This window comes from Agromyces sp. NPDC056523, assembly GCF_042794545.1.
Taxonomy (GTDB): domain Bacteria; phylum Actinomycetota; class Actinomycetes; order Actinomycetales; family Microbacteriaceae; genus Agromyces.
This window is the reverse complement of the sequence record NZ_JBHTTM010000002.1, coordinates 249,018-272,494: the sequence shown is the minus strand read 5'-3', so window position 1 is coordinate 272,494 and position 23,477 is coordinate 249,018. Positions and strand designations below refer to the sequence as shown.

Below are 23,477 nucleotides of genomic sequence, written 5' to 3'. Positions count from 1 at the left end.
CATGGACATCACGATTCAGTACACGTTCCTGCCGCACACCGACCCCGAGGCCTCGCTCTCCTTCTACCGGGACGTCCTCGGGTTCGAGGTGCGCAACGACGTCGGGTACGAGGGAATGCGATGGATCACGGTCGGTCCGGCGGGCCAGCCCGGGACATCCGTCGTGCTCTATCCGCCGACCGCCGACCCGGGCGTCACGGAGGACGAGGGTCGCACCATCGCCGAGATGATGGCGAAGGGCACGTTCGCGAGCATCGTCCTCGCCTCGCCGGACGTCGACGGCACGTTCGAGCAGGTGCAGGCCAGCGGCGCCGAGGTGGCCCAGGAGCCGATCGACCAGCCCTACGGCGTGCGCGACTGCGCGTTCCGCGATCCGGCAGGCAACATGGTCAGGATCCAGGAGCCGCGCTGATCCCCGCGACGGCCACGACCACGACCCAGGAGGCGCCGTTCCGGTGACGCATGCAGCAGACCGCCACGACCTCATCCGCGTGCAGGGCGCACGCGAGAACAACCTCAAGGACGTCTCCCTCGAGATCCCGAAGCGCCGACTGACGGTGTTCACCGGGGTCTCGGGGTCGGGCAAGAGCTCGCTCGTGTTCGAGACGATCGCGGCCGAGTCGCAGCGGATGATCAACGAGACCTACAGCGCGTTCGTGCAGGGCTTCATGCCGTCGCTGGCCCGGCCCGACGTGGACCTGCTCGAGGGCCTCACGACGGCGATCATCGTCGACCAGGAGCGGATGGGGTCGAACGCGCGCTCGACCGTCGGTACTGCGACCGACGCCAACGCGATGCTGCGCATCCTCTTCAGCCGGCTCGGCGAGCCGCACATCGGCTCGCCCCAAGCCTTCTCGTTCAACATCCCGTCAGTCAGCGGCAGCGGTTCGATGACGATCGAACGCGGCTCGACGAGCACCGACGTCGAGCGGACCTTCACGCAGCTCGGCGGCATGTGCCCGCGCTGCGAGGGCATGGGAACGGTGTCCGACCTCGACCTGGCCGAGCTCTTCGACGAGACGAAGTCGCTCCTCGGCGGTGCGATCACGGTACCCGGCTACACGGCCGACGGCTGGGGCACGAAGATCATCGGCGCCGTGGTGCCGGCCGATGTCCCGATCGTCGACTTCACCGACGAGCAACGTCACGACTTCCTGTACGCGGAGCCGCGGAAGGTGAAGGTCAACGGCATCAACCTCACCTACGAGGGCCTCGTGCCGAAGATCCAGAAGTCGATGCTCTCGAAGGACGTCGACGCCATGCAGCCGCACATCCGCGCGTTCGTGGAACGCGCGGTCACGTTCACCGCCTGCCCCGACTGCGGTGGCACCCGCCTGAACGCGCCGGCGCGGTCGTCGAAGATCGCCGGGGTCAGCATCGCCGATGCCTGCGCGATGCAGATCAGCGACCTCGCCGAGTGGGTGCGCGCGCTCGACGAGCCATCCGTCGCACCCCTCCTGACCGGCCTCGGCCAGATCCTCGACTCGTTCGTCGAGGTGGGACTCGGCTACCTCTCGCTCGACCGGCCCTCGGGCACGCTGTCGGGCGGCGAGGCGCAGCGCACGAAGATGATCCGGCACCTGGGCTCATCGCTGACGGATGTCACGTACGTGTTCGACGAGCCCACGATCGGGTTGCACCCCCACGACATCCAGCGCATGAACGACCTGCTGCGACGCCTTCGCGACAAGGGCAACACCGTGCTCGTCGTCGAGCACAAGCCGGAGGCGATCGTCATCGCCGATCACGTGGTCGACCTCGGGCCGGGGGCCGGGACCGCCGGCGGCACGATCTGCTTCGAGGGGAGCGTGGACGCGCTGCGGGCGAGCGGCACGCTCACCGGGCGCCACCTCGACGACCGCGCGAGGCTCAAGGAATCGGTCCGGACGCCGAAGGGCGCACTCGAGGTGCGCGGGGCGACGGCGAACAACCTGCGGAACGTCGACGTCGACCTCCCGCTCGGCGTGCTGACCGTGGTCACCGGCGTCGCGGGGTCGGGCAAGAGCTCGCTCATCCACGGATCGGTGTCGGCGCGCGACGGCGTGGTCTCGATCGACCAGGCTGCCATCCGCGGTTCGCGCCGGAGCAACCCGGCGACGTACACCGGACTCCTCGACCCCATCCGGAAGGCCTTCGCGAAGGCCAACGGCGTGAAGCCGGCGCTGTTCAGCGCCAACTCCGCGGGCGCCTGTCCGAACTGCAACGGCGCCGGCGTGGTCTTCACCGACCTCGGGCCCATGGCGACCGTCGCGTCGACCTGCGAGGTGTGCGAGGGCAAGCGGTTCGACGCATCGGTACTCGAGTACCACCTGGGCGGTCGCGACATCAGCGAGGTCCTGGCGATGCCGGTCGTGGCGGCCGAGGAGTTCTTCGCCTCGGGCGACGCCAAGATCCCGGCCGCGCACGCGATCCTGCGCCGGCTCGCCGACGTCGGCCTGGGGTACGTCGCGCTCGGCCAGCCGTTGACCACGCTGTCGGGCGGGGAGCGGCAGCGACTGAAGCTGGCAACGCACCTGGGGGAGCGGGGCGGCGTGGTCGTCCTCGACGAACCGACCACGGGACTGCACCTCGCGGACGTCGAGCAGTTGCTGGCGCTGCTGGATCGCCTCGTGGACTCGGGCAAGTCGGTGATCGTGATCGAGCATCACCAGGCGGTCATGGCGCACGCCGACTGGATCATCGACCTCGGACCCGGCGCCGGTCACGACGGCGGGCGCGTCGTCTTCGAGGGGACGCCGTCCGACCTCGTGGCCGTGCGCTCGACCGTGACGGGGGAGCACCTGGCCGAATACGTGGGCGCGACGGCGCCGGTGTGAGCGAGGGAGCGCGCGCGTCCGACGTGAGAAGCGGACCGGAGGAAGTTCTCCACATTCTCGCTCGGGTGCGGCGCAGGGGAGCGGCATCCGGATAGAGTGCGGCGCATGGTCACGGCGCGACGGTGGGCTCGATCAGTCGGCATGGCGGCACTGATCCTGACGGCGGCGACTGGCTGTGCCGTGGCGGTGCCGGGCCCGGCACCGTCCGACGCCGCGATCCCGGCGACCGCCGACCCGGTGAGCGCGTCCGAAGCGACGTCGTCCGAGGTGCCTCCGAGCCTGTCCGATGTCACTGCCGGCACGGTGATCGCGAGCGGGGCGTTCCTCGGGCGAGGCACCGACGGCCGGATCGAGATCACGGCGAACGGTGCCGACCACGGGTTCGATGTCGCACTGATCGGGGTGTCACCCGCGCCTCCCAATGGAACCTCGCTCGAGCTCAACGCGCTACCGGCGACGGCGACCGACGAAGAGCTGCAGCAGGGGTTCAGCTACTACACGGACAACCCGTTGCAGCAGGTGGCCGACCAGACGCTCGCGATGCCGAGCTCGGGGTATGGCGGGTTCGAGACGAACGACCCCAGCTACATGCGGACGGCGGTGATCTGGGCGGCATCGCCCGGGGCGCCCGTGGGCCTCGGCAGCGTCGTCGCGACGGCCGCATTGACGTGGGACCTGCCCGACATGAATCCCGGTCTCGCGGTCGTCGATCGCGGGCCCGACGACGGAGCACGCGGAGCCGTGACGCTCGCCCCGGATGGCACCCCGTCGACCTATCGGGTCGCGTGGGGTGATACGCCCGACGGCATCACCGAGCGATTCGGCATCACGCTGGACGACCTCGAGTGGCTGAACCCGGATCGGCTGACCACGCGGCTCGTACTCGCCGACCTCACCCTCAACCTGGCGCGAGGATCGCGCGGGCTTCGCGGTTGAACACGGGGCCGCGCACGACCACCCCCAATCGGCGCACGACTGGGTGACTGAGAAAACGCCTCGCCGCAGGGCGTCCGTCTCGGCGATTCGGCGCATAGGATCTCGATACCCGAACACCAGGAGGAACATCGTGCTCACACGAATCCCGGCCGTCCTGTCGGCCGCGCTGCTCGCATCCGTCCTGACCGCCGCAGGCGGATCGGCCGCGAACGCCGACACCGTGACCGCATGCGGAGAAGAGCTCTCCCAGTTGGGGAGCTCCGTCGGCTCAGTGACGATCACTGGAGGGAAGGTCGACAAGGAACGCGCCGGGCTGGTGAAGCTCGTGGATGACGCGAGCGACCTGGCGGACGCCGGCAAGACCGCGGACGCCGTCGTCAAGCTGGGGAACCTGCAGGTGAAGGTCGACGACCTCGCGGCGGCCGACCGCATCAGCGCAGAGTCCGCGGCGCTGCTCACCACGGAGACCGCGAATGCGACCGGGTGCCTCTCGAGCACCTGAGTTCGCACCGGACGTGGCTGATTCGTAACTGCGGCTCCACGAGCGCCCTGGAAATCGCTTTCCATGGTCGTCGACGGTCGAGGGAGGGGAGCGGTCGGGCCATAGGGTGAAGGACGTGACTGACTACCAGGTGTTGGAACTCGGCGGCTTGGACGACTGGCGCTCGCACTACGGCGGGTATCGTCCGGAGACCTCGCGGGACGGTCGTCGGGCCGTCGACCACGAGCTCACGATGCAGTACATCGGGATGACGGCGAACGCGCTCGAGCCCGGCGAGGAAGCCGGATACTGGCACCGCCACTCGCGTGTCGAGGAACTGTACGTGTTCCTCGCCGGGCGCGGCCAGATGGGATTGGACGACGACCTCGTCGACGTCGGTCCTGGCAGCGCCGTGCGCGTCGGCCAGGGCGTGTGGCGGACGTGGCGCAGCATGCCGGACAGCCCGGAGCAGCTGCGGTGGCTCTGCATCCGGGCCGGCGGCGGCGAACTGCCGCGCGTGCCCGACGACGCGGAGCGAGCCGCTGATCGCCCGATGCCGTGGTAAGGCACGCCACTCGTTGCTCGGGTCCTCCCGGCGCCGGAATCCCGGCAGGCACGCAGCGCCGATAATGCACATTATGTCCGTTATCGGTCACGAACAGCAGGAACTGAAGGATTCGTCAGCCGGGTGATCCCCCACCCGCCGTTCGAGCCGTCCTCTGATCCAGGACTCGCTGTCGCGCTGAAGGCAACGCTCAACGGCGCACCCGAACCGAGGAGTCGCGAGCCGCTGCATCCGCCTCATCGTGAGGTCGCTTCATCATGCGGTGAGTTCGCGAGAGTCGTCGATCACGCACAAGCGCCGTCCGACCCCGTGGGTCCGGACGGTGCGCATCACGCCGTGGTGATCTGCCGCGTCGTCAGTCGCCGTACCGCTCTTCGTGTCGCCGGATCTTCTCCAGGCGCTTCTCGCCCGCCGGCATGCCGAACTCGTTGAGTGGACCGCTCGCGGCCCGCTCGGGCAGGCGCTCATCGGTCGGGCATTCGAGCAGGACGTTCGACGTGGACTCGTCGACGCGATGCTCGAACATCGGGTGCCCGCAGACGGGGCACGGCTTCTCCCCCAGCTGACTGCGGTCATCTGGGTCCTCCGGGGCCATGTCCGGCGACACGAATGCTGGACTCAGCGTCCGGTCCACGCGGTCGAAGAACCGCGTGAACGCATTCCGGTCGTCAGGGCCCGCATCCTCGCGTGCCATGGCGCCGATGGTACTCCCGAGGCCGAGCGCGGCGCGAGCACATGATCAGATAGTGTCACTATCCGTTTCAGTGCTCGCCGAACCCCGACTCGGCGAGATCCGCGATCGCGTCGACCGCCTCGCCTCCATCGGGATCCTCGCTCGCGATCTCGACCTCGTCGCCCTTCACGAGCCCGAGGGCCATGATCGCCAGCAGGCTCTTCGCATCCGTCGCGTTCACCGTCACGCGCTGCGGGAACGTGCTGGCGAGCTTCACGAGCTCGGCCGCCGGGCGGGCGTGAAGCCCGTCGGCATTCGTGAGCGTCACGCGTCGATGATGGGCCGGCGAGGCGGATGGCGCCGCCGCCGCGTGGCCTGCGGTGCTGCCCTGGGCCTGCTCCTGTCCCCCGCCGCCGGCGGCCGTTTCCGCGGCCCGCACGACGACCTCGAGCGGGTCGCCCGCCTCGGCCGCGACGGATGCCGCGACACCGCCCTCCACGAGCGGCGCATCCGCGATGCGCACACGCGCCCGCTCGTCGTCATCGAGGAAGTCCAGCGCCGTCTCGGCGGTCAGGATCGCGGAACCGAGGTCGCAGAGCACCACCACGCCGGCCCCGCCCTCGGCCGCCTGGATCGCCGAGGACACGAGATCGAAGCTCGTGCCGATCCGTCCGTCGTCGGTGCCACCGGCCGCTTCGAGTCGGGCGGTCGGCGCCATCTGCCGGGCGAGTTCGACGAGGCCGTCGGCGAGTTTCCGCGAGTGGGAGACGAAGACGATGCCGACGCGAGCGGCGGACGCCGGGTCAGGCACTGGTGCCGTTCGTCGCCGCGGCGGCGGCAGCCTCGAGGAGGTACGCCGTGGACTGCGCGCCGGGGTCGCGATGCCCGGCCGACCGCTCCCCCAGGTAGCTCGCCCGACCCTTCCGCGCGACGAGCGGTTCCGTGGCGACGGCGCCCGCCGCCGCGGCATCCGCCGCCGCTCGGAGTGTCTCGGCGGCAGTGGCGCCGCGCTCGGCGGCCGCGTGCGCCGCGTCCACCGCGGGCGTCCAGGCATCGACCATCGTCTTGTCGCCCGACTCCGCCTTGCCTCGCGCCACGATGCCGTCGCGCCCCGCCTCGAGCAGAGCGGCGACACCGGCGGCATCGATCGAGGTCTCCCCCGCGGCGGCGGCGGAGGCCTTCAGGTAGGCCGTGCCGTAGAGCGGGCCGGCCGCACCGCCGACGGTCGAGATCAATGTGGTGGCGACGAGCTTCAGGACGTCGGCGGGCGTGGAACCCGCCGGCAGGTCGTCGAGCTTCGGCAGCACCGCCTGGAAACCGCGATCCATGTTCTCGCCGTGATCCCCGTCGCCGATCTCACGGTCGAGCGTGATCAGCTCGATCCGGTGCTCCGACATGGCCTCCGCGCTGCGCCGTACCCAATCGACCGCCCAGGTGATGTCCAGTCCCACCGTCCGCCCCCTACCGGCCCCACCGCAGCGCCGCGGTGTGCACAGGCGCGTCCCACAGCTCGACCATCTCGTCGTCGAGCTTGAGGAGCGTGAGCGAGAAGCCCTGCATCTCGAGTGAGGTGATGTAGTTGCCCACGAGCGAGCGCTCGATGCGGATGCCGCGCTCCTCGAGCACCTCGGCGACACGGCGGTAGGCGATGTAGAGCTCGACCTGCGGAGTGCCCCCCATGCCGTTGACGAAGAGCAGCACCCGGTCGCCAGACGAGAACGGCAGGTCCTCGAGGATCGGCGTGAGCAGGCGGTCGACGAGCGAGTCGGCCGGCTCGAGCTTGATGCGCTCACGGCCGGGCTCGCCGTGGATGCCGATGCCGATCTCGACCTCGTCCTCGGCGAGCGTGAAGCTCGGCTCGCCGGCGTGCGGCACGATGCACGGAGTCAGCGCCATGCCCATCGAGCGCACGTTCGCGTTCACGCGCTCGGCGATCTCGGCGACCTGCTCGAGCGAGTCGCCGCGCTCGGCGGCCGCCCCCGCGATCTTCTCGACGAGCACGGTGCCGCCGACGCCGCGGCGACCGGCCGTGTAGAGCGAGTCCTTCACGGCGACGTCGTCGTTGGTGACGACCGCGCGCACCTCGATGCCGTCGGCAGCCGCGAGGTCGGCCGCGGTCTCGAAGTTGAGCACGTCGCCGGTGTAGTTCTTGACGATGTGCAGGACGCCCTTGCCCGCGTCGACCGCCTTGGTCGCGTTGAGGATGGGGTCGGGCGTGGGCGAGGTGAAGACGGCGCCCGGCACCGCGGCATCCAGCATGCCGTGGCCCACGAATCCCGCGTGCAGCGGCTCGTGGCCGCTTCCGCCGCCGGAGACGATGCCGACCTTCCCGGCCACGGGCGCATCGGCGCGTACGACGTGGATCGGGTCGGTCGCGACCTTCACGAGGTCGGCGTGCGCAAGCGCGAACCCGGCGACGGACTCGTCGACCACGCGCTTCGGGTCGTTGATGATCTTCTTCACGGACGTCCCTTTCCCCTCGAACTGCCCGCGCCGGGCCCACGCGCATCGACGCCGTCGGCAGCACTCCACGCAAAACTACTCCCGCGGGTGCGGCGCATGAAAGGGCTCTCCGGGAAAAGCGGAGCGGGTCTTCCGCGTGACTTCGCGACGCGAGTATGGTGGGCGCCATCCGCCCCAGGGCGCGGCCCTCGGGCTCGGCGAAAGGATGGAAGGTCGACGTGGACAATCTCGGTGTACTGTTCCTCTCCGAACTCGTGGGCACAGCGATGCTGGTGCTCCTCGGCTGCGGTGTCGTGGCGAACGTCGCCCTCGCGAAGACGAAGGGCTTCGCCGGCGGCTTCCTCATGGTGACGTTCGGCTGGGGTTTCGCCGTCTTCGCGGCCGTCATCGTGGCGTACGCGTCCGGTGCCCACATCAACCCGGCGGTCACGCTCGGCCTGGTCGCCAATGGCGCAACGGAGTTCGGCAACGCCGCCCTCGGGCTCACCGTGCCGGTCGACGTGCTGAGCGTCATCGCCTACATCGGCGCGCAGCTCATCGGCGCCATCCTCGGTGCCGTCGTCTGCTGGCTGGCGTACAAGCAGCACTTCGACGAGGAGCCCGACCCGGCTCCCAAGCTCGGCACGTTCTCGACGGGCCCCGGCATCCGCAACTACGCCTGGAACCTCGTGACCGAGATCATCGGCACCTTCGTGCTCGTCTTCGTCGTGATCGGCTTCGGCCGGCAGGGCGATGCGTCCGGACTCGCCTCGCTGGGCGCACTTCCCGTCGCACTCCTCGTGGTCGGAATCGGCGTCTCGCTCGGTGGTCCGACCGGATACGCCATCAACCCGGCGCGCGACCTCGGTCCCCGCATCGCGCACGCCTTCCTGCCGATCCGCGGCAAGGGCTCATCCGACTGGGCCTACTCGTGGGTGCCCGTGGTGGGTCCGATCATCGGCGGCCTGCTCGCGGGCTGGGCCGCCCTCTGGCTGCTTCCGGTCATCACCTGACCATCCGGCGGGTCCGGTCCTCCGCGGGCCGGCCCCGCGTCCTTCCCCGCACGCACGCAGTCGTGCATCCCGCCGGCGTCGATGCCGACGGAAATCCGCAACATTGAGAGGACGTCATGGCGGACTACATCCTGGCGATCGACCAGGGAACCACCAGCACGCGGGCCATCATCTTCGACAAGAAGGGCTCGATCATCTCGAGCGGGCAGCTCGAGCACGAACAGATCTTCCCCAGGCCCGGGTGGGTCGAGCACGACCCCATGGAGATCTGGCGCAACGCGCGCGAGGTCATCGGTCAAGCGCTCGGCAAGGCCGACCTCACGCGACACGACATCGCCGCGGTGGGCATCACCAACCAGCGCGAGACTGCGGTGGTCTGGGACAAGAACACGGGCGAACCCGTCTACAACGCGATCGTCTGGCAGGACACGCGCACGCAGCCCATCGTCGACCGCCTCGCGGCCGACGGCGGCGTCGAACGCTTCAAGCAGGACGTCGGACTGCCGCTGGCGACGTACTTCTCCGGCACGAAGATCGTGTGGATCCTCGAGAACGTCGATGGCGCGCGCGCGAAGGCCGAGGCCGGCGACCTCCTGTTCGGCACGACCGATTGCTGGGTGCTGTGGAACCTCACGGGCGGCACCGAGGGCGGCGTCCATGCGACGGATGTCACGAACGCGAGCCGCACGATGTTCATGGACCTCGAGTCGCTCTCCTGGCGCGACGACATCCTCGAGGCCTTCGGCGTGCCGCGTTCGATGATGCCCGAGATCCGGGCCTCCTCCGAGGTGTACGGCAATGTCGAGCCGTCGAGCCTCCTTCGCGAGGTCCCCGTCGCCGGCATCCTCGGCGACCAGCAGGCGGCGACGTTCGGCCAGGCCGCGTTCGACGCGGGTGAGTCCAAGAACACGTACGGCACGGGCAACTTCCTCATCTTCAACACCGACACCGAGATCGTGCACTCGAAGAACGGGCTGCTCACGACCCTCGGCTACAAGATCGGCGACCAGCCGGCCCACTACGCGCTCGAAGGCTCGATCGCGGTGACCGGCTCGCTCATCCAGTGGCTGCGCGACAACTTGGGGCTCATCTCCAGTGCGCCCGAGGTCGAGGAGCTCGCGAAGTCCGTCGAGGACAACGGCGGCGCGTACTTCGTGCCGGCCTTCTCGGGGCTCTTCGCCCCGTACTGGCGTCCGGACGCGCGCGGCGCGCTCGTGGGCCTGACCCGCTACGTGAACAAGGGGCACATCGCGCGGGCGGCTCTCGAGGCGACGGCGTTCCAGACCCGCGAGGTGCTGGACGCGGTGAACGCCGACTCCGGCGTGGAGTTGGAGGAGCTCAAGGTCGACGGCGGCATGATCGCGAACGACACGCTGATGCAGTTCCAGGCCGACATCCTCGGCGTCCCGGTCGTACGTCCGGTCGTCGCCGAGACGACGGCGCTCGGAGCCGCCTATGCGGCCGGCCTCGCCGTCGGCTTCTGGTCGGGTCTCGACGACCTCCGGGCCAACTGGCAGGAGGACCGTCGCTGGGAGCCGAAGATGGACGCCGAGGAGCGCGAGCGCCAGCTCAGGCTCTGGAAGAAGGCCGTCTCGAAGACCTTCGACTGGGTCGACGCCGACGTGTCGCACGAGTAGCCCGACCCACGAGCGAGGGCCCCGCTGCGGCGGGGCCCTCGTCATGTGCTCCCGGCACGAGGTCGTCGGACGCGAGGCGCCGGAATGGGCTCAGCGGCGGGTCGCCGCGACCCACGCCTCCAGCTTCCGCGCCGCCGCTCCGCTGTCGATCGCGCCCTCGGCGACGGCCATCTTCTCGTGGAAGCGCTCGAGGATCGTCCGCTGCAGCTGGCTCGGATCATTCGCGAGCTCGAACGCGACCAACCCGGCGGCGGCGTTCAGCACGACGATGTCGCGGACCGGCCCCCGGGCACCGGCGAAGACCTCGCGCACGACCTGCGCGTTGTGCTCGGCGTCGCCGCCCTGCAACTGCTCGATCGTCGCGCGAGGGAGGCCGAGCTCGCGCGGGTCGAGGTCGTGCTCCTTGACGGTTCCGCGGGAGACCTCCCAGATGTGGCTGTGCCCCGTCGTCGTGAGCTCGTCGAGCCCGTCGTCGCCGCGGAACACGAGCGCGGTGGCGCCACGCGTCTGGAAGACGCCCACGATGAGCGGGACGCGGTCGAGCTGGGCGACCCCGACGGCCGATGCCTCGGGTCGCGCCGGATTGCACAACGGGCCGAGGAAGTTGAACACGGTCGGCACGCCGATCTGCGATCGGACCGGGCCGGCGTGCTTGAACCCGGGGTGGAACGCTGCGGCGAACGCGAAGGTGATGCCCGCCTCGCCGAGGATCTCGGCGACGCGATGAGCCGGAAGCGTGAGGTCGATCCCCAGTGCGCCGAGCACGTCGGACGAGCCCGACGCCGAACTCGCCGCCTTGTTGCCGTGCTTGATCACGGGAACGCCCGCCGCTGCGCAGATGACCGAGGCCATCGTGGAGACGTTGACCGTGCCGAACCGGTCGCCACCGGTGCCGACGATGTCGAGGGCCATCGGGTCGACCGGCAGTTCGACGGCGTGCTCCAGGACGGCGTCGCGGAAGCCGACGATCTCGTCGACGGTCTCGCCCTTGAGCCGCAGCGCGATGAGGAAGGCCGCGAGCTGTGCGTCGGTCGCGACACCCGTCATAACTTGCTCCATGCACCACGCGGCATCCGACACGCTGAGGTCTTCGCCCTCGATGAGGGCGTTCAGGACGGCGGGCCAGGACTGGGCTGGAGACATGGCTCGATCCTATCCGCGCGGATTCGAGGCGGATTCACGGCGCCTCATCAGGCGCACCGCAGGCTCGGAACAGCCGAATCCACCCTCGAACGGGCTGGGACGTCCAAAACTCGGGCGCCGGATCAGCCATAATGGGGAGCGTGACGAGCACCTCATTGACGTATCAGGCGACCGCGCCCGTGATCAAGCGTCCCAACACCGTTGCAGTGGGCACGATCGTGTGGCTCGGCAGCGAGGTGATGTTCTTCGCGGGACTCTTCGCGATCTACTTCACGCTGCGTTCGACGTCCCCCGAGCTGTGGGCGTTCGAGGCCGATCGCCTGAACTTCCCGTTCTCCCTGACCAACACGATCATCCTCGTGGCGTCGTCGTTCACGTGCCAGTTCGGCGTCTTCGCGGCCGAGCGCAGCCAGCCCTATCGGACGGGCTGGAGGCCGACGCAGTGGGGCATGGTCGAGTGGTTCTTCCTGACGTACGCGATGGGCGCGATCTTCGTCGCGGGCCAGGTCTGGGAGTACGCGCAGCTCGTCTCCGAGGGCATCGCGATCGACTCCAACGCGTACGGTTCGGCCTTCTACCTCACGACCGGCTTCCACGGCCTGCACGTCACCGGCGGCCTGCTCGCGTTCCTGTTCGTCATCGGGCGCACCTTCGCCGTGAAGAACTTCGGCCATCGAGAGGCGACCAGCGCGATCGTCGTGTCCTATTACTGGCACTTCGTCGATGTCGTCTGGATCGGCCTCTTCCTCGTCATCTACGTCCTCAGATAGGCCGAGCCAGGAGCGTCACCCCGCAATGCCCGCGAACAGGAAGAGATCAATGACCCGCTCGAAGCGACGCACCGGTCGCCGGCACCCGCTCGCCACCGTCGCGCTGCTCGCGCTCGGGCTCGTGTTCACCGGCGGCACTTACGCCGCCTTCAGCACGACCACGGCGCAGGCCGAGGCGTCCCCTACGTCGCAGGAGACGATCGAAGAGGGCGAGAAGCTGTTCCAGGCGAACTGCGCGACGTGCCACGGGCTCGAGGCCCAGGGCACCGAGACCGGCCCCAGCCTGGTCGGCGTCGGCGCCGCGGCCGTCGACTTCCAGGTCGGCACGGGCCGCATGCCCATGCAGATGCAGGGGCCGCAGGCGCAGCAGAAGCCCGTCCAGTTCACCGACGAGCAGGTCAAGCAGCTGGCGTACTACGTCGCCTCGCTCGGCCCCGGCCCCGACATCCCCGCCGACAGCCTCGTCAACGGCGGAGGCGATGCGGCCAACGGCGCCGAGCTCTTCCGTATCAACTGCGCGATGTGCCACAACGTCGCCGGCGCGGGCGGCGCGCTCACCGAGGGCAAGTACGCCCCGCCCCTGACCGACGTCACGGGCGTGCACATCTACGAGGCCATGGTCACCGGCCCCCAGAACATGCCGGTCTTCAACGACCTCAACATCACGCCCGAAGACAAGCGCGACATCATCACCTACCTGCAGTACGTGCAGGACAACCGTTCGCCCGGAGGGTTCGAGCTCGGCTCGCTCGGTCCGGTCGCGGAGGGCCTGTTCATCTGGATCTTCGGTCTCGGCGCCATCGTCGCGATCACCGTGTGGATCACGGCGAAGTCCAACTAGGGCCGACCGAAGAAGCGAAGAAGGAGAACCATGGCACAGGACGACCACAGCGGCTCTGAACTCGCCGCTGCCGACTCGTCGCACGCCGCGAACGTTCCTGCCGTGAAGGCGGGTACCGCACTCATCCAGGCCGACACGTTCGAGAACCCGGGCTTCGAGCCGCACCGCCCTCGCGTCACCGATGAGAACCCGGCGCGCGAGAAGCGTGCCCAGCGCACGGTGTACACGCTGTTCTACCTGTCGATCCTCGGCAGCGTCTGGGCGATCGCGGCGTACATGCTCTTCCCGATCGAGTCCAACGACGTGGGCGCGGTCCAGCTCAACAACATGTTCATCGGACTGGGCTCGGCGCTCGCGCTCCTCGGCATCGGCTTCGGCGCCGTGCACTGGGGCAAGACCCTGATGACGTCGGCCGAGTCGATCGACATCCGCCACCCGATCGGCTCGACGGAGACGACGAAGCAGGGAGCGGTCGAGGTGTTCCGGCAGGCCGACGAGGAGTCGGGCTTCTCCCGGCGGACCGTCATCCGGAACAGCCTCATCGGGGCGCTCCTGGTCATGCCGCTGCCCGCGGTGGTCCTCTTCCGCGGACTCGCGCCGCAGGACCAGCACCCGGTCGAACTGCTCAGCCACACCATGTGGAAGGAGGGCACGCGCCTCACGCTCGACCCCTCCGGTGTCCCGATCAAGGCGGCCGACGTCACCATCGGCAGCGCCTTCCACGTCATCCCCGAGGGTCTCAGCGAACTCCACCACGGCAGGCTCGAGGAGAAGGCCAAGGCGGCCGTGCTCCTCATGCGGCTCAACCCCGAGGAGCTCAACGAGACCGAGGAGCGCAGTTCCTGGTCGTACGACGGCATCGTCGCGTACTCCAAGATCTGCACCCACGTGGGCTGCCCCGTCGCCTTGTACGAGCAGCACACGCACCACCTGCTCTGCCCGTGCCACCAGTCGCAGTTCGACGTGGCCAACCACTGCGAGGTCATCTTCGGACCGGCCGCCCGGCCGCTCCCGCAGCTGCCCATCGCGGTCGACGACGAGGGCTACCTCGTCGCGCAGAGCGACTTCACCGAGCCCGTGGGCCCGAGCTTCTGGGAGCGTCATTGAGCACCGCAACCACCCGTCCGGCAGCGCCAGCCCGGCGCTCGTTCACCGCTGCGGCTTCGGAGTACGTCAATGACCGCACCGGCATCGCCGTCGCCGTCAAGGGGCTCGGTCGCAAGGCCTTCCCCGACCACTGGTCGTTCCTGCTCGGCGAAGTCGCGCTCTTCAGCTTCATCGTCATCCTGATCACGGGCACGTTCCTGACGTTCTTCTTCCAGGCCTCGATGGCCGAGGTCGAGTACGACGGCTCGTACGTGCCGCTCAAGGGCGTCGAGATGTCGGTGGCGATGGCCTCCACGCTCGACATCTCGTTCGACATCCGCGGCGGCCTGCTCGTCCGGCAGATGCACCACTGGGGGGCGCTGCTGTTCGTGGCGGCGATCGGCCTGCACATGCTGCGCATCTTCTTCACCGGTGCGTTCCGCAAGCCGCGCGAGATCAACTGGGTGTTCGGGTTCATCCTGTTCATCCTCGCCATGGGCGAGGGCTTCACGGGCTACTCGCTCCCCGACGACCTGCTGTCGGGCAACGGCCTCCGCATCATCGACGGCATGGTCAAGGGCATGCCGGTCATCGGCACGTGGATCTCCTTCCTCCTGTTCGGCGGCGAGTTCCCGGGCACGGCGATCGTCGGCCGCCTGTACACCCTGCACATCCTGCTGCTGCCGGCGATCATCGTCGCGCTCATCGCGGTCCACGTCGGCTACGTGTTCATCCACAAGCACACGCAGTTCGCCGGTCCCGGCCGCCACGTCACCAACTCGGTCGGCCCGCCCATCCTCCCGATCTACGCGGCCAAGGCCGGCGGCTTCATGTTCATCATCTTCGGTGTCGTGGCGCTGATCGCGTCGCTGTTCACGATCAACCCGATCTGGAACTACGGTCCGTACGACCCCTCCCCCGTGTCGGCGGGCACGCAGCCCGACTGGTACATCGGCTTCGCCGACGGAGCGTTGCGCCTGATCCCGCCGGGCTGGGAGTTCGTGCTGTTCGACCGCACCTGGTCGTTCAACATCCTGGTCCCGCTCATCGGCCTCGGCCTGTTCATCGTCACGGTCCTCATCTATCCGTTCATCGAGGCGTGGGTGACCGGCGACAAGCGCGAGCACCACATCGCCGACCGTCCGCGGAACATGGCGACCCGCACCGCCATCGGCGCGGCCGGCGTGACGTTCTACGCGGTCCTGTGGGCCGCAGCGGCCTCCGACCTCATCGCGACGCACTTCATGCTCACGATGGAGGGCGTGATCCACTCGCTGCAGGCCCTGCTCTTCCTCGGGCCGATCGTCGCGTACTTCGTGACCAAGCGCGTGGCCATCGCGCTGCAGAAGAAGGACCGCGAGATCGTCCTCCACGGCTACGAGTCCGGCCGCATCGTCAAGCTGCCCGGTGGCGAGTTCATCGAGGTGCACCAGCCGCTCGACGAGTACGAGCGCTGGCGCCTGGTGAGCTACGACTCGTACGAGCCGCTCATGCTGCGTCCGAACGCGCGCGGCAAGATCACGGTGGGCGAGCGCCTCCGCGCGGGCGTGTCGCGCTGGTTCTTCGAGGACCGCATCGCGCCCGTCACGAAGGGCGAGCTCGAGGCATCCCACTCGAACCACCACTGACCGCTCCTCGCAACTTCGGGCACCGGGCCATGTCGATCGATTCGACCTGGCTCCGGTGCCCGAACTGCTTCTCCGATCTCTCGCTCGTCGACGAACGGGTGTATGGATGCGTGCACGGACACCGGTTCGACCGTGCCAAGCACGGATACCTGACGCTGCTGCCGCCGAAGGCGCCACGGACCATCGGCGACGATCGAGCGATGCTCGACGCACGAGCCGCCCTGTTGGGGCTTGGGACCTATGCACCCATCGCCGACGAGATCGTCCGTGCGGCGGCGCTCGAGACATCCGGAGCGCGGCCTTCGGTCGCCGACCTCGGCTGCGGGACGGGGTACTACTCGCGGCGCCTCGCCGATGCGCATCCCGAGGTCCGACTCCTCCTCGCCGACCGGTCGTCCGACGCCGTGCGGGCCAGCCTCCGAGCCATCCCCGAGGCCACCGGCATCGTCATGGACATCTGGCGGCCCTTCCCGATCCGCACGGCGGCCGCCGACGCCGTGCTGAACGTCTTCGCGCCGCGCAATCCGGAGGAGTTCGCCCGGATCCTGCGCCCCGCCGGGCGTCTCGTCGTCGTCGTGCCCGGTGTCGACCACTTGGCCGAACTTCGCCGTGAGGGACTCCTGCTCGACGTTCCGCCCGAGAAGGCCGCGGCTGCCACCGACCGGCTCGCCGACGCGGGCCTCGTTCGACGGAGCGCGTCCCGGGTGGACTACCGGATCGAGGCGGATGGAGCGCTGCGCCGGCTCCTCGCAGGCATGGGCCCGTCTGCCCACCATGCTGCGTCCTCCTCCGAGGTTTCAGAGCAACGCACCATTCGGGTGACCGTGTCGGTCGACGTGCTCGTGTTCGGACATCGCGGCGCCGGCTGACGCGGGTGCATACTGGGCCCATGCCCGACTGCTGCAACCCGGGCTCGGCGCGGTACGAGGACGTGTTCGATGCGCGATTCGCCCGGGATCTCGCCCGGCGCTATCGACGCCGCGGAGCGACGAGGTTCGAACGCCGCATGGTCGAGCATCTCGCCTCGCTCGGCGTGGACGACCGGACCGTCCTCGAGATCGGCGGTGGCATCGGCGAGCTCCAGCTCGAACTGCTGGCGCGTGGAGCGGCGCACACGACGAACGTCGAGCTCTCCGGGGCGTACGAGGGGGAAGCGGTCGCGCTCCTCGAGGAGCGCGGCGTGGCGCGGCGGGCCACCCGCATCGTCGGCGTGGATGTGGCCGTCGACGGCGATCGCGTTCCCGCGGCCGACTACGTCATCCTCCATCGCGTGGTGTGCTGCTACCCCCACGCCGAGCAGCTTCTCGCGGCCGCCGCTCGGCACACGTGGCGTGCGCTGGTCTTCAGCCACCCGCCGCGTACGTGGCTCACGCGGAGCTCGGTCGCGTTCGGCAATGCCTGGATGCGAGTCCGCGGCCATGAGTACCGCGGCTTCATCCACTCCCCCGGCCGGATGTACGACGCGCTGGCCGACGCCGGGCTTGCGCCCGCAGCGCTCAGCACCGGGCCGCGGTGGTGGGTGGTCGCGGCCACGCGGGCGGCGCCGGCCTGAGTAGTCGGAACGACGAGGGCCCCGGCACAATGTGCCGGGGCCCTCGTCTACAGGTGGACTCAGCGGGCGAAGTTGCCGCGGTAGTACTCGTACACCCAGCCGGTCAGCGCGATCAGCGCGAGCGGGACCGCGATGAACGTGATCCAGACGCCGACCGCGAGGCCGAGGAACGCCAGTGCCGCAGCACCGGCGACCAGGATCGGCCACCAGCTCCACGGGCTGAAAAAGCCGAGCTCGGCGTCGCCGTCGTCGATGTTCGCGTCGAGGCGGTCCTCGGGGAGGACGCCGCCTTGCTCCCGACGCACGCGGCCGAGGTAGAAGGCGATGAACGCGCTGAGGACGGTCGTCAGGCCGAGCGCGATGGTTCCGGCCCACTCCGGTCCGACGAGCTCGTGCGAGTTCGCGACGCGCGAGGCCGTGGCGTCGATGGAGGACCAGACGCCGTAGATGGCCGTGGCCAGGGCGAAGAAGCCGGCGAGGATCCAGAAGAGGATGACGTTGGCGCGCATCTACTTGACTTCCTTCGTCTCAGCGTCGTAAACGGGAGCCTCGGGGGCGTCCTTGGCCGGACCGATGCCGACCGGGATGCCGGCCTCGGGGTGGTTGAGGTCGAACGCCGGGCGCTCCGAGCGAATGCGCGGGATCGACGTGAAGTTGTGCCGCGGCGGCGGGCAGCTGGTCGCCCACTCGAGCGATCCACCGTAGCCCCAAGGGTCGTTCACGGTCACCTTCGGAGCACGACGCGCGGTGATGTACACGTTCAGGAAGAACGGCAGGAGCGAGACCGCCAGGATGAACGCGCCGATCGTTGACAGCTGGTTCATCCAGGTGATGTTGTCTTCCGGCAGGTACGAGTAGTACCGGCGCGGCATCGCGACCACGCCCAGCCAGTGCTGGATGAGGAACGTCGTGTGGAAGCCGATGAACAGCAGCCAGAAGTGCCACTTGCCGAGCGTCTCGTTCAGCATCTTGCCAGTCCACTTGGGCCACCAGAAATAGAAGCCCGAGAACATGGCGAAGACGACGGTTCCGAAGACCACGTAGTGGAAGTGCGCCACGACGAAGTAGGTGTCCGAGACGTGGAAGTCGAGCGGCGGCGAGGCGAGGATGACGCCCGTCAGACCACCGAACACGAACGTGACGAGGAAGCCGAGCGCCCAGATGAGCGGGGTCTCGAACGTGATCGAGCCACGCCACATCGTGCCGACCCAGTTGAAGATCTTCACGCCCGTCGGTACCGCGATGAGCATCGTCATCAGCGCGAAGAACGGCAGCAGCACGGAGCCGGTCACGTACATGTGGTGGGCCCACACCGAGACGGAGAGCGCGGCGATCGCGATCGTGGCGTAGATCAGCGTCTTGTAGCCGAAGATCGGCTTGCGGCTGAACACCGGGAACACCTCGGAGACGATGCCGAAGAACGGCAGCGCGATGATGTAGACCTCGGGATGGCCGAAGAACCAGAAGAGGTGCTGCCACAGGATGACACCGCCGTTGGCGGGGTCGTAGATGTGCGCGTTGAAGATGCGGTCGGCGGCAGCGGCGAGCAGGGCCGCCGCCAGGACCGGGAAGGCCATCAGGACGAGGATCGACGTGACGAGCGTGTTCCACGTGAAGATCGGCATCCGGAACATGGTCATGCCCGGTGCGCGCATCGTGATGATCGTCGTGATGAAGTTCACGGCACCGAGGATCGTGCCGAAGCCCGAGAGGCCGAGTCCGAGCATCCAGAGGTTGCCGCCGATGCCTGGCGAGAACGTCGTCGAGGCGAGCGGTTGATACGCGAACCATCCGAACGATGCGGCGCCCTGCGGCGTGAAGAAGCCGGCGACGGCCATCAGCGAGCCGAAGTTGAACGCCCAGTAGGCGAACGCGTTCAGGCGCGGGAAGGCGACATCGGGTGCGCCGATCTGCAGCGGCATCAGGACGTTCGCGAAGCCCGCGAACAGCGGCGTCGCGAACATCAGCAGCATGATCGTGCCGTGCATGGTGAACAGCTGGTTGTACTGCTCACGCGTCTGCACGATCTCGAGACCCGGCTCGAACAGCTGCGCACGGATGATGAGCGCCATCACGCCGCCGATGCAGAAGTAGATGAACGAGGTGATCAGGTACAGGTACCCGATGACCTTGTGGTCCGTCGAGGTGATCCACCTGACGAGGACGTTGCCCTTGCGCTCGACCTTCAGCGCGCCGAACTGCGGCGACGATCCTGTGGGACGAGCCGGTGCGGTCGTGGTGCTCATCGCGGCTTACTCTTCCTCTTTCAGTTCGGGCTCGCCCGTTCCGGGCAGGTTCTGGTTGCGGTCGTACTCGGTCGACAGCTGGCCTTCCTGGCCGGCGTCGCGCAGCGACTCGATGTACTCCTCGTACTCGGCCTCGGAGACGACCTCGACGTTGAAGAGCATGAGCGAGTGGTACTCGCCGCAGAGCTCGGCGCACTTGCCGGCGTACGTGCCCTCGCGCTCGGGCACGAACGACATGTAGTTCGTCTTGCCGGGGAACATGTCCTTCTTGTAGAGGAAGTCCACGACCCAGAACGAGTGGATCACGTCGCGTGCCTGGAGCGCGATCTCGACGTTGGCGCCGACGGGGAGCACCAGCTTCGGCAGCTCCTCCGTCTTGACGGAGCCGCTGCCGTCGGCCTCGAGCTGCGCCTGGATGCCGGCCGAGTAGACGTCTTCGTCGACGTAGTTGAAGTCCCACGCCCACTGCTTCGCGATGGCCTCGATCCTGACGTCGACCTGGTCCTCCGCGAAGCGTTCCTCGATGACCGCCTGGTCGCGCGCGGTGAACGCGAAGAAGCCGAGGACCAGGATCAGCGGGACGACCGTGTAGAAGACCTCGATCGGCATGTTGTACCGCAGCTGCACCGGAAGGCCGGTCTGGCCCTTGCGTCGGCGATACGCGATGACGGCCCAGATGGTGAGGCCCCAGGTGATGATGCCGACCACGAGCAGCACGATCCACGACGTCACCCAGAGGCCCGAGACACGCTCCGTGTGGTTGGTCACGGGCGGCTCGCCCTCGACGAACCCGGGGAGGAATCCGTTCAGCTGTGCCTGCGTGCATCCGGCGAGGACGAGGCTGAGCGTCGCTGCGATCGGAACTGCAGCCCATCGGAGACGGCGATTGTGGCGCACCGGTGACCTTTCGGGAGATTCGAAGGCGCTTCTCAGAAGCGCACTGATCATGCCTAGCCTACTCCGAGTCGACCACCGGCTCGTGCACCGCCGACGCGCGTTCGGGCGGACGTGCGGGGAAAGCCGAGCTCGGCCCCCGGAAATGCAGAAAGGGAGACCGCGCGAGCGGTCTCCCCTTCCGTGTCCGGACGACTCAGTGGAACGAGTCGCCGCACGCGCAACTGCCCTGCGCGTTGGGGTTGTCGATGGTGAAGCCCTGCTTCTGGATCGTGTCCTCGAAGTCGATCGTCGAGCCGTCGAGGTACGGCACGCTCATCTTGTCGACCACGACCTCGACGCCCGAGAAGTCCACGACGGCGTCGCCGTCGAGCAGTCGCTCGTCGAAGTAGAGCTGGTAGATGAGCCCCGAGCAGCCACCGGGCTGCACGGCGACGCGCAGGCGGAGGTCGTCTCGACCCTCCTGCTCGAGGAGGCTGCGCACCTTGTCGGCAGCCGGCTCGCTCAGCTTCACGCCGTGGATGGTGTCGGTGATGGTGTCGGTCATGTCACTCCTCGAAGAGTACGGATGCATCGATTGTACCTGCGCCGGCTGGGGGCTCCCCCAGTGCGACGGCGGAGTCGCGTCATCCGTGGGCCACGACGCCCTGCCGGCTCAGGACTGCTCGCGGGCCTGCAGACGCGCGAGGAAGGACGCCTCCGCGAGCACGGCACGACGGAAGACCCCGAGGTGGAGCGACTCGTTGGGGCTGTGCGCACGCGAATCCGGGTCCTCGACGCCCGTCACGAGGATCTGCGCGGACGGGAACTCCTCGACGAGCTCCGCGATGAACGGGATGGATCCGCCCACGCCGATGTCGACGGGCGCGCGTCCCCACGCCTCAGCCATCGCGGCCCTGGCCTCCGCGACCGCCCAGCCGCTCGTGTCGACGAGGAACGGCTGCCCGGTGTCGACGTCATCGATCTCGATGCGTGCGCCGAATGGCGCGTTCGCGAGCAGGTGGGCGCGCAGCGCCGCGAGTGCCTCGCGGGCGTCCTGGCCGGGCGCGATGCGGGTGCTGAGGCGCACCGCCACGCTCGGCAGGAGCGTGTTCGAGGCGTGGGCGACCGATGGCGCGTCGATGCCGGTGACGGTGATCGACGGCTGGGCCCAGATCCGGGAGAGGACGCTCCCCCGGCCGATGGGCGCGACGCCGTCGAGCAGGCCGGTCTCGTCGCGCAACTGCGCCTCGTCGTACTCGGGAGTGTCGAGGTCGGCCGCACGGAGGCCGTCGACGGCGACCGATCCGTCCGCGTCCCAGAGCGAGTCGAGCAACCGGATGGCGGCGAGCATCGCGTCAGGCACCGCGCCGCCGAACATCCCGGAGTGCGATGCGTGGTCGAGGGTGGAGACCGTGAGCCGGAACGTGACGTTGCCCCGCAGCGCCACGGTGAGCGCGGGCGTGTCGAGGTCCCAGTTGTTCGAGTCGGCGACCACGATCGCGTCGGCCGCGAGCAGGTCGCGCTGCGCGCGCAGGAAGTTGGCGAACGAGGGCGATCCGTCCTCCTCTTCGCCCTCGATGAAGATCACGATGCCGAGGTCGAAGTCGTCGCCCAGCACGTCGACGAGCGCACGGATGGCGGCGACATGCGCCATGACACCGGCCTTGTCGTCGGCGGCCCCCCGGCCGTACAGGCGGTCGCCGCGCAGCGTGGGCTCGAACGGCGCCGACTCCCAGTGGTCGTCGCGGCCCGGCGGCTGGACGTCGTGGTGCGCGTACAGCAGCACGGTGGGTCGGCCGTTGCGGGCCGCGCGACGCGCGACGACGGCCGGCTGCCCGAGCTCGACCCCGTCGGCCACGGCTGCGCGACGGATGTGCACCTCGTCGAACACGCCCAGTCCACGGACGAGCTCGGCGACCGCCTCGGCGCTCGCCGCGACCTGCTCGGGATCGAAGGCGCTCCACGAGACCGACGGGATGCGCACGAGTCGGGTGAGGTCGGCCACGGTGGAGGGGAACCCGGCCTCGACGGCCTCCCGGAGTCGATCGAACGTGCCGCCCGAGTCGTGATCGGTTCGAGGTTCGCGGGCAGGCTGGACGTCGGTCGGGGTCTCGGTCATGCGGGTAATCTTAAGGCGAACCGAATCGACGAGGACTCCCGTGGCCAAGAACCCCCGTACCGACTCCCCCGCTCCCGAGAACGGCGCCGGCGACGCGCCCGACGCTCCCAAGGTCGGCAAGGGCGCCCCGACGCCGAGCCGCGCCGCGCAGGAGGCCGCCCGGAAGCGGCCGCTTGTGCCGAACGACCGCAAGGAGGCGGCGCGACAGGCGCGTGCCAGGTCGGCCGACGCGCGCGAGCGCGCCCGGCTCGGAATGGCCGCGGGCGAGGAGAAGTACCTGCCCGTTCGCGATCGCGGTCCGCAGAAGAAGTACGTGCGCGACTACGTCGACGCGCGCTTCAGCATCGGCGAGGTGCTGATCCCCGTCATGTTCGCGGTGATCGTGCTGACGTTCATCCCGAGCACCCAGGTGCAGACGATCGGCATCTTCGCGCTCTGGGCGTTCTTCCTCATCTCGGTGGTCGACGTGATCATCCTCGGCGCGCTGCTCAAGCGCAAGCTCGCCGCGAAGTTCGGTGCCGACCGCGTCGAGCGAGTCCGGTGGTACGCGGCGATGCGCGCCCTGCAGCTGCGGCCCCTGCGCCTGCCGAAGCCCCAGGTCAAGCGCGGCCAGTACCCGTCCTGATCACGGCCGGCGCGGCCGTCGCAGGCGG

Annotated in this window: 24 protein-coding genes; 14 read left to right on the top strand and 10 right to left on the bottom strand. The window is 68.9% G+C overall.

Annotated elements, in window-relative coordinates:
* Position 1 precedes the first annotated feature (1 nt).
* The 5 genes from ACFQ58_RS08230 (at position 2) to ACFQ58_RS08210 (ending at position 4,798) form a co-directional block, all read left to right on the top strand.
* Positions 2-412, top strand: a complete 411-nt coding sequence (locus ACFQ58_RS08230; protein ID WP_376950589.1) for a VOC family protein — start codon at positions 2-4, stop codon at positions 410-412.
* 43 nt (positions 413-455) lie between these two features.
* The gene (locus tag ACFQ58_RS08225) at positions 456-2,816 is read left to right on the top strand and encodes an ATP-binding cassette domain-containing protein (protein ID WP_376950588.1); all 2,361 of its coding nucleotides are present in this window, start codon (positions 456-458) and stop codon (positions 2,814-2,816) included.
* A gap of 105 nt (positions 2,817-2,921) precedes the next feature.
* Positions 2,922-3,752 (top strand): LysM peptidoglycan-binding domain-containing protein, encoded by an 831-nt coding sequence (locus ACFQ58_RS08220; RefSeq protein WP_376950587.1) that lies wholly within the window; start codon positions 2,922-2,924, stop codon positions 3,750-3,752.
* Positions 3,753-3,882: 130 nt separating this feature from the next.
* Complete coding sequence (locus tag ACFQ58_RS08215; RefSeq protein WP_376950586.1) at positions 3,883-4,254, top strand: hypothetical protein; 372 nt, start codon at positions 3,883-3,885, stop codon at positions 4,252-4,254.
* 115 nt (positions 4,255-4,369) lie between these two features.
* The gene (locus ACFQ58_RS08210; RefSeq protein WP_376950585.1) at positions 4,370-4,798 is read left to right on the top strand and encodes a cupin domain-containing protein; all 429 of its coding nucleotides are present in this window, start codon (positions 4,370-4,372) and stop codon (positions 4,796-4,798) included.
* Positions 4,799-5,153: 355 nt separating this feature from the next.
* Here ACFQ58_RS08210 and ACFQ58_RS08205 read toward each other — a convergent pair whose 3' ends face one another.
* From ACFQ58_RS08205 to dhaK, 4 genes are all read right to left on the bottom strand, one after another.
* Entirely contained in the window at positions 5,154-5,492 is a 339-nt protein-coding gene (locus ACFQ58_RS08205; RefSeq protein WP_376950584.1) for a hypothetical protein, read from the bottom strand.
* A gap of 67 nt (positions 5,493-5,559) precedes the next feature.
* Complete coding sequence (gene dhaM, locus ACFQ58_RS08200) at positions 5,560-6,282, bottom strand: dihydroxyacetone kinase phosphoryl donor subunit DhaM (protein WP_376950583.1); 723 nt, start codon at positions 6,280-6,282, stop codon at positions 5,560-5,562.
* Entirely contained in the window at positions 6,275-6,922 is a 648-nt protein-coding gene (gene dhaL, locus ACFQ58_RS08195; protein WP_376950582.1) for a dihydroxyacetone kinase subunit DhaL, read from the bottom strand. Before dhaL ends, dhaM begins: the two co-directional genes overlap by 8 nt.
* Before the next feature lie 10 nt (positions 6,923-6,932).
* A complete protein-coding gene (dhaK, locus tag ACFQ58_RS08190) occupies positions 6,933-7,934 on the bottom strand; it encodes a dihydroxyacetone kinase subunit DhaK (RefSeq protein ID WP_376950581.1) in 1,002 nt (333 codons plus the stop codon).
* A gap of 266 nt (positions 7,935-8,200) precedes the next feature.
* Here dhaK and ACFQ58_RS08185 point away from each other — a divergent pair, with 266 nt between their 5' ends.
* On the top strand, positions 8,201-8,926 hold the full coding sequence (locus ACFQ58_RS08185; protein ID WP_376951108.1) for an MIP/aquaporin family protein: 726 nt from the start codon (positions 8,201-8,203) through the stop codon (positions 8,924-8,926).
* Between the two features lie 116 nt (positions 8,927-9,042).
* Complete coding sequence (gene glpK, locus ACFQ58_RS08180; protein ID WP_376950580.1) at positions 9,043-10,563, top strand: glycerol kinase GlpK; 1,521 nt, start codon at positions 9,043-9,045, stop codon at positions 10,561-10,563.
* Between the two features lie 90 nt (positions 10,564-10,653).
* On the opposite strand, the gene trpD is transcribed toward glpK, so the two are convergent.
* Positions 10,654-11,706, bottom strand: coding sequence for an anthranilate phosphoribosyltransferase (gene trpD, locus ACFQ58_RS08175; protein WP_376950579.1), 1,053 nt, complete (start codon positions 11,704-11,706; stop codon positions 10,654-10,656).
* Between the two features lie 131 nt (positions 11,707-11,837).
* On the opposite strand from trpD, the gene ACFQ58_RS08170 reads away from it, so the two are divergent.
* From ACFQ58_RS08170 to ACFQ58_RS08145, 6 genes are read left to right on the top strand one after another with little or no spacing between them, the layout of a single operon-like run.
* Positions 11,838-12,476, top strand: coding sequence for a heme-copper oxidase subunit III (locus ACFQ58_RS08170; protein ID WP_092670112.1), 639 nt, complete (start codon positions 11,838-11,840; stop codon positions 12,474-12,476).
* A gap of 49 nt (positions 12,477-12,525) precedes the next feature.
* A complete protein-coding gene (locus ACFQ58_RS08165) occupies positions 12,526-13,317 on the top strand; it encodes a c-type cytochrome (protein ID WP_376950578.1) in 792 nt (263 codons plus the stop codon).
* 30 nt (positions 13,318-13,347) lie between these two features.
* Complete coding sequence (locus ACFQ58_RS08160; RefSeq protein WP_376950577.1) at positions 13,348-14,424, top strand: Rieske 2Fe-2S domain-containing protein; 1,077 nt, start codon at positions 13,348-13,350, stop codon at positions 14,422-14,424.
* Entirely contained in the window at positions 14,421-16,031 is a 1,611-nt protein-coding gene (locus tag ACFQ58_RS08155) for a cytochrome bc complex cytochrome b subunit (RefSeq protein WP_376950576.1), read from the top strand. Before ACFQ58_RS08160 ends, ACFQ58_RS08155 begins: the two co-directional genes overlap by 4 nt.
* A 29-nt stretch (positions 16,032-16,060) precedes the next feature.
* Complete coding sequence (locus tag ACFQ58_RS08150; RefSeq protein WP_376950575.1) at positions 16,061-16,900, top strand: putative RNA methyltransferase; 840 nt, start codon at positions 16,061-16,063, stop codon at positions 16,898-16,900.
* A 20-nt stretch (positions 16,901-16,920) separates the two neighbouring features.
* Entirely contained in the window at positions 16,921-17,583 is a 663-nt protein-coding gene (locus tag ACFQ58_RS08145; RefSeq protein WP_376950574.1) for an SAM-dependent methyltransferase, read from the top strand.
* Between the two features lie 59 nt (positions 17,584-17,642).
* On the opposite strand, the gene ACFQ58_RS08140 is transcribed toward ACFQ58_RS08145, so the two are convergent.
* The 5 genes from ACFQ58_RS08140 to ACFQ58_RS08120 form a co-directional block, all read right to left on the bottom strand.
* Positions 17,643-18,092: a cytochrome c oxidase subunit 4 gene (locus tag ACFQ58_RS08140; protein WP_376950573.1), complete on the bottom strand. Its 450-nt coding sequence runs from the start codon at positions 18,090-18,092 to the stop codon at positions 17,643-17,645.
* Positions 18,093-19,829, bottom strand: a complete 1,737-nt coding sequence (gene ctaD / locus ACFQ58_RS08135) for a cytochrome c oxidase subunit I (RefSeq protein ID WP_376950572.1) — start codon at positions 19,827-19,829, stop codon at positions 18,093-18,095.
* Between the two features lie 6 nt (positions 19,830-19,835).
* Complete coding sequence (gene coxB, locus ACFQ58_RS08130) at positions 19,836-20,726, bottom strand: cytochrome c oxidase subunit II (protein WP_376950571.1); 891 nt, start codon at positions 20,724-20,726, stop codon at positions 19,836-19,838.
* Between the two features lie 193 nt (positions 20,727-20,919).
* Positions 20,920-21,270 (bottom strand): iron-sulfur cluster insertion protein ErpA, encoded by a 351-nt coding sequence (erpA, locus tag ACFQ58_RS08125; RefSeq protein WP_376950570.1) that lies wholly within the window; start codon positions 21,268-21,270, stop codon positions 20,920-20,922.
* A 108-nt stretch (positions 21,271-21,378) separates the two neighbouring features.
* Positions 21,379-22,824 (bottom strand): dipeptidase, encoded by a 1,446-nt coding sequence (locus tag ACFQ58_RS08120; protein WP_376950569.1) that lies wholly within the window; start codon positions 22,822-22,824, stop codon positions 21,379-21,381.
* A 40-nt stretch (positions 22,825-22,864) separates the two neighbouring features.
* Here ACFQ58_RS08120 and ACFQ58_RS08115 point away from each other — a divergent pair, with 40 nt between their 5' ends.
* A complete protein-coding gene (locus tag ACFQ58_RS08115; RefSeq protein ID WP_376950568.1) occupies positions 22,865-23,449 on the top strand; it encodes a DUF3043 domain-containing protein in 585 nt (194 codons plus the stop codon).
* Positions 23,450-23,477 lie beyond the last annotated feature (28 nt).